This window comes from Serratia sp. PL7 (genome assembly GCF_945957435.1).
Window position 1 is genome coordinate 125467 of the sequence record NZ_CAMFLB010000006.1, and the last position, 11620, is coordinate 137086.

At 54.7% G+C, this 11620-nt stretch carries 10 protein-coding genes; 6 read left to right on the plus strand and 4 right to left on the minus strand.

Annotation, left to right across the window (positions count from 1 at the left end; translation table 11 throughout):
* Positions 1-254: 254 nt before the first annotated feature.
* From fruA to fruB, 3 genes are read right to left on the minus strand one after another with little or no spacing between them, the layout of a single operon-like run.
* Positions 255-1943 carry a PTS fructose transporter subunit IIBC gene (gene fruA / locus N6G83_RS24925; RefSeq protein ID WP_065683220.1) on the minus strand — a complete coding sequence of 563 codons (1689 nt, stop codon included), beginning with the start codon at positions 1941-1943 and terminating at the stop codon, positions 255-257.
* 14 nt (positions 1944-1957) lie between these two features.
* On the minus strand, positions 1958-2896 hold the full coding sequence (fruK, locus tag N6G83_RS24930; RefSeq protein ID WP_024528059.1) for a 1-phosphofructokinase: 939 nt from the start codon (positions 2894-2896) through the stop codon (positions 1958-1960).
* A complete protein-coding gene (gene fruB, locus N6G83_RS24935; protein WP_024484971.1) occupies positions 2893-4026 on the minus strand; it encodes a fused PTS fructose transporter subunit IIA/HPr protein in 1134 nt (377 codons plus the stop codon). The genes fruK and fruB overlap by 4 nt, the downstream gene beginning before the upstream one ends.
* Positions 4027-4235: 209 nt before the next feature.
* Between fruB and N6G83_RS24940 the strand changes: the two genes are divergently transcribed.
* The 4 genes from N6G83_RS24940 (at position 4236) to N6G83_RS24955 (ending at position 9952) form a co-directional block, all read left to right on the plus strand.
* The gene (locus N6G83_RS24940) at positions 4236-4697 is read left to right on the plus strand and encodes a nucleotide triphosphate diphosphatase NUDT15 (protein ID WP_024528058.1); all 462 of its coding nucleotides are present in this window, start codon (positions 4236-4238) and stop codon (positions 4695-4697) included.
* Positions 4698-4925: 228 nt separating this feature from the next.
* Positions 4926-6086 carry a NapC/NirT family cytochrome c gene (locus N6G83_RS24945; RefSeq protein WP_024528057.1) on the plus strand — a complete coding sequence of 387 codons (1161 nt, stop codon included), beginning with the start codon at positions 4926-4928 and terminating at the stop codon, positions 6084-6086.
* A gap of 12 nt (positions 6087-6098) precedes the next feature.
* Positions 6099-8579, plus strand: coding sequence for a trimethylamine-N-oxide reductase TorA (torA, locus tag N6G83_RS24950; RefSeq protein WP_074028240.1), 2481 nt, complete (start codon positions 6099-6101; stop codon positions 8577-8579).
* Between the two features lie 161 nt (positions 8580-8740).
* The gene (locus N6G83_RS24955; protein WP_211136113.1) at positions 8741-9952 is read left to right on the plus strand and encodes a sugar efflux transporter; all 1212 of its coding nucleotides are present in this window, start codon (positions 8741-8743) and stop codon (positions 9950-9952) included.
* Here N6G83_RS24955 and N6G83_RS24960 read toward each other — a convergent pair.
* Complete coding sequence (locus tag N6G83_RS24960) at positions 9916-10170, minus strand: YkgJ family cysteine cluster protein (RefSeq protein ID WP_024528054.1); 255 nt, start codon at positions 10168-10170, stop codon at positions 9916-9918. The genes N6G83_RS24955 and N6G83_RS24960 overlap by 37 nt on opposite strands.
* A 145-nt stretch (positions 10171-10315) precedes the next feature.
* Here N6G83_RS24960 and N6G83_RS24965 point away from each other — a divergent pair, with 145 nt between their 5' ends.
* Together N6G83_RS24965 and N6G83_RS24970 are read left to right on the plus strand one after the other, a co-directional pair.
* Positions 10316-10960, plus strand: coding sequence for a hypothetical protein (locus N6G83_RS24965; RefSeq protein ID WP_260524043.1), 645 nt, complete (start codon positions 10316-10318; stop codon positions 10958-10960).
* Between the two features lie 123 nt (positions 10961-11083).
* Positions 11084-11479: a DUF1240 domain-containing protein gene (locus N6G83_RS24970; protein ID WP_211136114.1), complete on the plus strand. Its 396-nt coding sequence runs from the start codon at positions 11084-11086 to the stop codon at positions 11477-11479.
* The last annotated feature ends 141 nt before the right edge of the window (positions 11480-11620 follow it).

The following is an 11620-nucleotide window of genomic DNA, read 5'->3' on the forward strand; positions in this document are numbered from 1 at the left end:
CGCTTAGTTACCAATGTGATCGTTATTCGATCAATTAGAGCCAAATGTAAATGATTTTCATTTTCACAACCACTCGAAAATGATCACTTAATGAACAGCAAAGGCGATGGTATTGCCGATTTTTACGAGACAAATACTAATTTTGCAGGAGAGAAACGGTGGGAAAAGGGAAACTCTTGTTGCGGCAAATCCTCAGGTGGGTAGAACTGACTAGGCTGTGATCCTAAGGAGCACAGCCTATTATCAAGTAACCGTTACGCGACCGTGGCTACCGGCGCTTCAGAGCGTTTGAGGACCGCATAGGCCACGCCCGCCAGCAGGGTACCCGCCACAATCGCCAGCAGATACAGCAGCACCGGCGAGATAGCACCTGGGATCAACAGCACGAACAGACCACCGTGTGGTGCCATCAGTTTTGCACCGAAGGCCATCGACAGCGCACCGGTCAAAGCACCACCAGCGATACAGCACGGCAGAACGCGCATCGGGTCACGGGCAGCAAACGGAATTGCCCCTTCAGTGATAAAGCACAGGCCCAACACCAACGCGGCTTTGCCCCCTTCCTGCTCGGACTTCTCGAACTTGCGACGAGCCAGAATGGTCGCCAGCCCCATCGCCAGCGGTGGCACCATACCTGCCGCCATAATCGCCGCCATAGGTGCGTAGACCGAAGAGCTCAACAGCGCCACACCAAAGGCATAGGCCGCCTTGTTGACCGGGCCGCCCATATCGGTACACATCATCGCACCGAGGATTGCGCCCAGCAGTACCGCGTTAGCGGTGCCGAGCGATTGCAGCCAGTTGGTCAGGCCAACCATGATCTTGGCGACGGGCGTGCCCACCACGTAAATCATGATCAAGCCGGTGATCAGGCTGGCAACCAGCGGAATAATCAGGATCGGCTTGAGCGCTTCCATACTCGGTGGCAAACGCAGTTTACCGCTGATGGCCTTGGCCACGTAACCCGCCAGGAAACCGGCAATAATACCGCCAAGGAAACCCGCACCGGTGCTAACCGCCAACATACCGCCAATCAGGCCCGGAGTCAGGCCAGGACGATCCGCAATGGAGAACGCAATGTAGCCCGCCAGAACCGGCACCATCAGCGCAAAGGCCGAACCACCACCAATCTGCATCAGCGCCGCAGCCAGCGTACCTTTGACTTCAAACGCCTTGATACCAAACACGAATGACAGCGCGATACACAGACCACCCGCCACCACCATCGGCAGCATGTAAGACACGCCGGTCAGCAGGTGGCGATAAGGCCCTGCGCTCTCTTTCTTCTTGCCTGAGCTCGCGGTGCTGCCACTTTTTTGCGGTTGGAAGATCTCGGCTTCTACCTGTGCCTTATCCAGTTCCTGCGCGGTTTTCTTCAACGCCAAACCGGTCGAGGTGCGGTACATCGGCTTGCCGGCAAACTTGTCCAGATCCACTTCGATATCGGCCGCGACAATCACCAGGTCAGCCGCAGCCACTTCTTCTGGGGTGATTGCATTCCCGGCACCGACGGAGCCACGGGTTTCCACTTTCACCCACCAGCCACGTTTCTTGGCTTCGCTCTCGATGGCTTCGGCCGCCATAAAGGTATGCGCAACGCCGGTCGGGCAAGCGGTAACGGCAACAATGCGTTTCGGACCGGCAGATTTTGCCGGTGCTACCGCCTGGGCCGGAGCCTGATACGGTTTGGCTTGCGCCTGTGCTGTGGCCAGGAAGGCTTCAGGTTCACGCACAGCGTGTTCCACATCACCGATATAAACCTGTTTGCCGTTCAGCTCAGCGTCAGCAGGTGCAGCAACACCCGCTACCACCACCAGTTCAGCCTCGTTGGCCGTGTTAACCAGCGTCAGGCCGGTTTTGGCCGCAGCGGCCTCAAGCATGCGTTTCGCCAGGTGGCTACGAGCCTGCCCGAGCGAACTGTCTATCATCAGCAGCGTTTTCATTCTGACTCCTGCGATTAATTAAAGGGTTTCAGATCGACGCGCGCCATCATCGCGGCCAACTGCGGGCGATCGGTGATGCCAACGTTGCTCTGGCTCACTGCCAGGGCAGCCACGGCAGTGGCCAAGCGCAAGGTATGTTCGCTGGATTCACGCATCAGCAGGCCATAGATCAGGCCGCCGACCATGGAATCACCGGCACCCACGGTGCTGACCACCTCACAGGCTGGCGGTTTGGCGATCCAGGCACCAGAGGCGTTAACCCACAGCGCACCTTCAGCACCCAGTGAGATCACCACGTGGGCTATGCCCTGTTCACGCAGGGCGTGAGCTGCTTCCACCACATCGTCCAACTTCGGCAAGGGTTTGCCTGCCCAGATTTCCAGCTCACGGCGGTTAGGTTTTACCAACCACGGCGAGGCTTTCAGCCCGGCCACCAGCGCTTCACGGCTACTGTCAAAAATGATGCACGGACACTGCGCACGCAGGCGGGTCATCCACTCGGTGAAGGCTTCCGGAGCAACCCCGGCAGGCAAGCTACCGCTGACTGCTACCATATCGAACTGGCCCAGCCAGCTCAGAGAATCCACCACAAAGCGTTCCCAATCCTGCGGCGTCACTTCAAAACCGGAGAAGTTGAAATCGGTCACTTCACCGTCTTTTTCCGTCAGCTTAACGTTGATACGTGTACGCCCAGGGACCACCTGGAAACGGTTGGCAATCCCCAAATCGCTGAACAGCAGTTGGAAACCATCCTGGTTGTCTTTACCAAGGAAACCGCCAACGGTGACGTCGATACCTAAATCTTTCAGTACCTTGGCAACGTTGATCCCTTTACCTGCCGCATGGAGACCGGCAGTTTTTACCAGGTTAACCTCGCCCCGTTCGATCTCCGGGCAAAAGCCCACCAGATCGTAAGCCGGATTCAGGGTTATGGTTGCTACTCTTCTGCTCATGCTGCACCCTCGCCAAGACCTTCACTGATGGCTTCGCCGATGGCTTTCAGCGCTGCTTCAGCATCGTCACCACTGGCGGTAAAGCGCAGGTGATGACCTTTTTTCACTCCCAGTGCCACGACCTTCATCAGGCTGCGGCCGTTAGCCGGTTTACCACTACCGTCGAGATTGGTAACGGTAATTTCACTGGAGAACTGTTTGATTACGTTGACCAGCGCAGTGCCTGGGCGAGCATGCAGGCCATGCTCATTGCGCACTACGTATTCCGCACTCAGAACCGCGCTCTCTTCGGCAACTTCGCTGGTCAGTAGCGCCAGCACGCCCACCGCATCGGCGTTCAGCAAGCGTTCAGCTTTTTGGCTCACTAACAGATCGCTTAAGTAGTTCAGCACCGTCAGCGGTTGTTGATCGGCGACGGCGACGGTCAGCAACAGCGCGACCTTTTCGCCTTCTTCATCAAACGCCTGTGCCGGGCGGCTGACGGTGGCTGCGCTGGTCAGGTTGCCTTCGGTGCTGTCACTCAACCAGATACCCTGCCCCAGATTCAGCGGTTTGCGGGTGATCACATCGCTGACAAACTGGGCGTTAACCGCTCCGATTTTTTGCAGACGGCCCGCGTTCAAAGCTTGCAGCGTCATCAGCGAATCGGCGGCCACATCAAGAGCAATCAGTGAGGCATCAAACTTGAATTCAGCCGCCAGCTTCTCGCCCATCAGCAAACTGCGCAGTTCTTCGGCTGAAGTCGTTTTTGCCAGCTGTTCGGCGACGCTGTCATCACTGAGCACGTGCGTGAGCTGACGCAGTAATGCCAGGTGTTCATCAGAACGCGCAGCAATGCCGATCACCACATAGGCCGTCTGGCCTTCGCCCCACTCGATACCTTGTGGAAACTGGAATACCTGAACACCGGTGTTCAGCACCAGATCGCGGGTATCTGTAGTGCCATGTGGAATGGCGATGCCGTTGCCCAGATAAGTAGAGGTTTGCAGCTCGCGCTGCAGCATGCCGTCAACATAGGCGGCGCTGACGCATCCGGCAGAGGTAAGCGCTGCCGCTACCTGCCGGATGGCTTCCTGTTTGCCGCTAGCGGCAGCTCCCAGGTGAATATCTTGCTGTGACAACTGGAACATGGTTCTCCTCTCCTGCTGAATTGAATCGTTTCAGCCAAGTTAAGAAAAAGGAGCGTTACCCATCGCCTAACCAGGCCATCGATGACGCTGAAACGTTTCAATGAGTGTGTGAGCAGCAATCACCGAAAGCAAGTTTTCTCGATCTCGGCGTGATAGTTTTTTGACCTTACGCACACTTTCCTGGCTAAAGCCCCCATGTACAGGGGAAAATGGCATACTGTGCTGAAACAGTGCTGAAGGAAGATAACAACATGGTTGCCACCGGTATCGGGGTCATAATCGTTAACGCTCAAGGGCAAATCCTGCTGGGGAAACGCTGCAGCACCCATGCCCCTTTTTGGTCGATCCCCGGGGGTCATCTTGACGCGGGGGAAACCTTTGAGCAGTGTGCCCAACGCGAAATCGCCGAAGAGACCGGGTTGCAGATAGCTCCGCCAACCTTTATTGGTGTCAGCAATAATCTGCAAACCTGGCGGGCAGAGGGAAAACATACGGTGTCGATCTGTATGCTGGTTCAGCATCCAGGAGGGGAAGCCGAGCTGAAAGAGCCGGAAAAATGTGCCGAATGGCGCTGGTGTTCCCCGCACGACCTGCCGGAGCCCCATTTTGAAGCGAGCAGAACGGCGATCCACCTATGGTTGAGCCAACAGGTATATCTGCCTATATTATGACGTTACCCCCTGTAATTTCTCCTCTGTTCATCTCAAGCATAGCGTTATGTAAAATAGAATATAACGCTAATTTATTGCTCAATCACTCTACTTTTCACTGTAAATACCCCTAAGGTATTAGGTTTCTTTTGCGAAAATACCTATACTTATCCAGGTGTTTTTGACCTGGTGTCGAAACCTTTTTGGCAAGTTTTTCCTTGGTATTTCATAACTATAAGTGGGTTCAATATGAGCAAAAAACAAGCTGGCTTTGAAAAGCGACGCCGGTGGGGATGGCTTTGGATTTTGGTGATCGGGATTATTCTCGGCGCCGCACTGCTGGCAGGGACCGCAACGGTCTTCCATAAAACCAGCGATACCGCCTTCTGTGTCTCCTGCCACACCATGCAACAACCTCTGGCCGAATATCAAGGCAGTGTCCACTTCCAGAACGCCAAGGGGATCCGCGCTGAATGCGCCGATTGCCACGTCCCTCATGAGCCGCTCGATTACCTGTGGACCAAGATCCGCGCGGTGAAAGACATTTACGGCGAAATGACCGGCAAAATCGACACCCCGGAAAAATACGAAGCCCATAAGCTGGCCATGGCGCAATCGGTGTGGAAAACGCTGAAAGAAAACGATTCGGCCACCTGCCGTTCTTGCCATAGTTTTGATGCCATGGATATCACCGCCCAGCGTCCTGAAGCCCGTATTCAACACCCGGTGGCCATCAAGCAAGGCGAAACCTGTATCGACTGCCACAAGGGCGTTGCGCATATCCTGCCGGATATGAGCGGTGCCGCACAGGCTGGCGCTGCCGAACTGGCGAAAGCCGCGGCGGAAACCTCTCCAACAGCGACCACGCTGTTCACCATCGCCACCGAACCGTTCTTCCTGAAAGCCGACGATACGCATAATGCCGGTAACCTGATGCCTTCAACTGAAGTTCACGTCGTGAAACAGGAAGGTGACAAGGTGCTGGTTGACGTCAGCGGCTGGCAACAGGATGGCGTCAGCGAAGTATTCTACGCTGCGCAAGGTAAACGTATCCTCAGCGTCCTGCTGGGCGAAGATGCGCGCAAACTGCTGAAAACCGGCAGTACCATGACCGACGCCGAAACTGGCCTGGTCTGGCACCAGGTTTCATTGCAGGTGTGGTTACCACGTAAGCAACTGATCGACGATCAGCAGAAAATCTGGCGTTACACTGCCGATATGATGTCCGCCAACTGTACCGGCTGCCACGGCCTGACCGCCCTTGATCGCTTCAACGCCAACCAGTGGATCGGCGTGATTAAAGGTATGGCTCCTCGCACCTCGCTGTCACAAGAACAACTGCGCGTTCTGACGCAGTACGTTCAGAAACATGCCAGCGATATGCAACCTGCCACACCGGCCAAAAGTTAAGGGAGAAGCGAAATGAGCAAGTACCAACAACAACCATTGGCCATGAGCCGCCGTCGTTTCCTGACCGGTGCCAGCGCCTTGGCCGCCGTGCCTCTATTTGCGGGCCTATGGCCTAAATCAGCGTTGGCGGAAGCCATCAGCCAGGCCTTGCCACAGTTTGTGGCCTTACGTCAGGCGCAGAAAGGCATCCTGACCGGGGCGCACTGGGGCGCATTTGAAGCCATCGTGCAAGACGGAAAAATGGTTGGCGTGTTGCCGGTCAAAGACGATCCTTACCCGAACGATCTGATCACCATGGCTCCCCACCAGGTGCATGCGGAAAACCGTATCAAGTACCCAATGGTACGTAAAAGCTGGCTGGAAGGCGGCCCTGGCAGCCGCACCGAGCTGCGCGGCAACGATGAATGGGTGCGCGTCAGTTGGGAAAAAGCGATCGATCTGGTCGGTAACGAAATCGTCCGTTTGCAAAAAGATCACGGCCCGCAGTCGATCTATGCCGGTTCTTACGGCTGGAAAAGCGTGGGCATGCTGCACAACAGCCGTACCCTGCTGCAACGCCTGATGAACCTGAGCGGCGGCTTCCTTGGCTACGCCGGTGACTATTCTACCGGTGCTGCACAGGTGATCATGTCGCACGTGATGGGATCAATGGAGGTTTACGAACAGCAAACCGCCTGGCCAAACGTCATCGACAACAGCCAACTGGTGATCCTGTGGGGCTGTAACCCGATGGTTACGCTGAAAAACAGCTGGAACGTACCCGACCACGTCGGCCAGACCGGCTTTGAGGCGCTGAAGAAGAAAGGCACCCGCATCATCAGCATCGATCCGGTGCACAGCGACAGTGCCAAATATGTCGGCGCACAGTGGATCGCTCCGCGTCCGTACACCGACAGCGCGATGCTGATCGGTATCGCCCACACCCTGTTGACCGAAAAGCTGCATAACCCGGACTTCCTGAAAACCTACACCGTAGGCTTCGACAAGTTCCAGGCCTATCTGCTGGGTGAAACCGACGGCACGCCGAAAACGGCCGAGTGGGCTGCCGATATCAGCGGCGTCGATGCCGAAGTGTTGCGCCAGTTGGCGCGCGATATGGCGAAACAGCGCACCATGATCATGGGCGGCTGGGGGATCCAGCGTCAGCATCACGGTGAGCAGCAGCACTGGTTGCTGGTGACCGTGGCGGCCATGCTTGGCCAGATCGGCCTGCCAGGCGGCGGCTTTGGCTTCAGCTATCACTACTCTTCCGGCGGTAGCCCAACGGCCAAAGGCGGCATCCTCTCCGGTATCTCTGCGGGGAATGCACCGAAAAATTCACCAACGCCAATCCCGGTGGCTCGTATCGCCGAATGCCTGACCAACCCAGGCAAGACCATTCACTTCAATGGGACCGATGTCACTTACCCAGACGTGAAGATGGTGTACGTGGCCGGTGGTAATACCTTCCACCAGCATCAGGACACCAACAATCTGGTCAAAGCCTGGCAGCGCCCGGAAACCATCGTGGTTAACGAACCGTACTGGACGGCGACCGCCAAGCATGCGGATATCGTGCTGCCCGCGACCACCAGCTATGAGCGTAACGATCTGGAGATGGGCGGTGACTACTCGCAGCTGTACGTCTTCCCGATGCATCAGTGCGTGCCACCGCAGCATGAGTCACGCAACGACTTCGATATCTTCGCCGCTCTGGCCGCCAAGCTCGGCGTGCTGGATGCCTTTACCGAAGGCAAGGATGAAACCCAGTGGCTGAAAGGCATGTACGACGACATGAAGTTGCAGGCCCGCGCCGCCCGCGTTGCCCTGCCGCCGTTTGACATGTTCTGGGCGTCGAACAACTACATTCGTTTCCCGATCCCGCAGGAAAACAAACAGTGGGTACGTTTCGCCGATTACCGTGAAAACCCGCTGCTAAATCCGTTGGGAACGCCTTCCGGCAAGATTGAGATCTACTCCGATGCCATCTCGAAGATGGAGTATCTGGATTGCAAAGGTATTCCTACCTGGATGCCACCGCATGAATGGTATCGTGGCCCAGAGGCAGCCAAATACCCGCTGTCACTGAATACCGCGCACCCGACCAACCGCCTGCACTCGCAGCTCGACAACACGCCGCTGCGTAAGAAGTATGCGGTGGCCGACCGTGAAGCGATCTTGATCCATCCAGAGGATGCCAAATCGCGCAATATCACCAACGGCGACCTGGTGCGGGCGTTTAACGACCGTGGGCAGATCCTGGTTGGTGCCATTGTCAGTGAGGACGTGCGTCCAGGTGCGGTGCGGATCAGCGAAGGTGCCTGGTACGATCCGGCCGATCCGTCGACGCCGGGGTCGATCTGTAAGAACGGCAACGTCAACTGCCTGACTTTCGATATTGGCTCATCCAACCTGGCCCAGGGCAACTGTGGCCAGATGGCACAGCTGGAAATTGAGAAATATCAGGGTGAAGTGCTGAAGAATACCGCGCATGACGTTCCTGCTGGCGCATAACCGCTAGCCACCAGAGCAGGGTGATGGTGACATCACCCTGCTCTTTTTCTGCCGACAGATACCATCTAGTTACCCATTCCTTGATTGAAACAGGTTTTTGTTTTTTTTAAACGAGCGTATTATGCGCGCGTCTCCCTTCTCTTTGGCTATTCATTCAGCTTATGCGTACTTCAACTGCGGCGACACGACGCTTGCCCGATTTAACGTCGTTGGCATTTCTGGTCGTGGCTTTTCTCACCGGGATTGCCGGTGCCTTACAGACGCCCACGCTGAGTCTGTTCCTCTCCACCGAAGTGAACGTACGGCCAACGATGGTCGGGCTGTTCTTTACCGGCAGCGCGGTGATCGGCATTTTGGTCAGCCAGTTTCTGGCCAGCCGCTCAGATAAGAGGGGCGATCGCAAATCACTGATCTTTCTTTGCTGCATGTTGGGTGCCTTGGCTTGTGCGCTGTTCGCCTGGAACCGTAACTATTACCTGCTGCTGTTCGTCGGCGTGTTGCTGAGCAGCTTCGGCTCGACCGCCAACCCACAGATGTTTGCCCTGGCACGAGAACATGCCGAGCACACCGGCCGGGGAACGGTGATGTTCAGTTCTATCCTGCGTGCTCAGGTTTCGCTGGCCTGGGTGATTGGGCCACCGATCGCCTTTGCGCTGGCCTTGGGGTTTGGTTTTAAGGTGATGTATCTGGCCGCCGCCGCAGCCTTTATTCTCTGCGGAGCGCTGGTATGGAAGATGTTGCCCTCCATGCCAAAAGTGCAGAGTACCGGCGGGGCGACGCTGGAAGCCCCCCGCCAGAACCGCCGGGATACGTTATTGCTGTTTATGGCCTGCACGTTAATGTGGACGGCCAACAGCATGTACTTGATCAATATGCCGCTGTACATGGTGCGGGAACTGCAGTTACCGGAAAAACTGACGGGAATACTGATGGGTACCGCTGCCGGGCTGGAGATCCCGACCATGTTGCTCGCAGGCATGGTGGCCCAACGCTTTGGCAAGCGCTTCCTGATGCGTTGTGCGGTGATTGCCGGGGTGCTGTTCTATGCCGGGCTACTGTTTATAACCGGTACTTGGCAACTGATCACCCTGCAACTGCTGAATGCGCTGTTTATCGGGGTGCTGGCGGGGATTGGTATGCTCTATTTCCAGGATTTGATGCCCGGCCAGGCCGGGGCGGCCACCACGCTGTTTACCAATACCACCCGCGTTGGCTGGATTATTGCCGGTTCGATCGCCGGGGTCGTGGCTGAAATGTGGAGTTATCACGCGGTATTTTACTTTGCGTTGGCGATGGTCCTAGGTGCGGTGCTATGCCTGTGGCGGCTGAAGGACGTTCAAGGCGCGGTATCCACCTCCAACTTGGCAAGATAGATCAGCGCCTCATCACGGCGATCGTGGCACATCTCACGGCTGGCCTGCAGGCTGCCGCAGACTTTGGGCCGCAGCGGCGAATGAAATATTCCACAACGCAGTTGCTGGTCCAGATGGATGCAACGGGTATTGGCCGGTTTGCCGTTGGGCATACCAGGGATCGGGCTGGAAATCGAAGGTGCGATACAGCAGGCACCACAGTCGGCACGGCAGTCCATCTGCGATCCTATAGGGGCTGATTATGTGGCTGAGACAATAGCAGAACGCCGCATTAAGTTATACTCATTCACAATGCTTACCAATAGTGCTAGAGTTTATTTTTCAATGGAGTGGAAAGCTTAGAACTATCAATGGAGTGAGATCATGTCAGATAAAAATTTCAACCCGAGTTGGGAAGGCTACATGGGGGATTTCCTGAAGGGTAATGTCGGGATCAACCAGCTAAAACCCCAACATGAGTTTCTTGACTCTATCGGCTTGGAGAAAGCATTAAGCGATAACACGCAATATCACGTCGTTCTCACGCTCGCTGAGGCAAAAGGTATCCTTGAAGACATCGACTCGCGCCGCCCAGGAAATCCAGGTATGGGGCGTGGTGAAGCGTTCGCTCGGGGCTTTGAGCAACACAGTACCAGTCGTGGCGATGCGTTCGCCAGAGGTATTGAACCCAAAAATGTCCTCTCTTCTGTATTTAAAGTGACAGATCCCGTTTCTACTTATGCAGGCAATATAAATGACATGCGCGGGCTATATGATGTCATCATTGAGTTCAAGAAATTAGGAATAACTGCCACGGTGTTCACAGGGGCAAATGGCGTGAACCTTATTCATATATCAGGTTATGCCGGGCTTCGGCGAACCATAACTGGCACGCGGTATGCCGCCAACCATCCGCAGATGTTAGCGATGGGTATCGGGCAGCAAGGCATTAATACAGGGATAGTTAGGGGTGTACGCTTTTGTATTCTCGTTTATTGCTGGTTTTTTTATAGTTGCAACTTTAGATAACATAGATAAGCATTATGGTATAAGCAATAAATTGATAGCTTTATTGAAGGAGAGGATGAAAGTTAAACCAAGAACACCTGAAGCAAACTTTCAACACATCCTTAATGGGTTAGGGAAGTGAGCATGAAGAATCGTTTTTGGAAAGTATTAGGTACTACAGTACTGCTAATTATATTCACTGGTGGAACTTTAATGATTTACAGTTACGCTACTTCATTGATATTAATGGAGGATGAAATAACTTTTTCAGCCTCTATATTTATGTGTTTCTTTGGTTCACCTCTGATACTCTATGCTTTATCTGGCTCTGTTTTTGTCTTTATTTTTGATAGATTGCCAAGACATAATATGATAGTTGTTAAGCATTTAACCAGGTTAGCACTGGTATCAATACTTTTTAGTTTACCGGTTTCCTTGTATGTAAACTACAAACTTAAACATGATGGCTACTTGACCTGTGACAGAATTTCTTGGATGTCGCCAACGACTTATGTGAAAGATTTATCACTTTGTCGATGAGTGGCATTTCCCGCTATACCCGCCAATTAGACAAAAAAATACATCAGGGTACGTAAAGTGACGCCCCTCACCCTAACCCTCTCCCACAGGGAGAGGGGGACTGAATGTGCTACAAATTAACGTCAGTAACTGGCCTCGGCA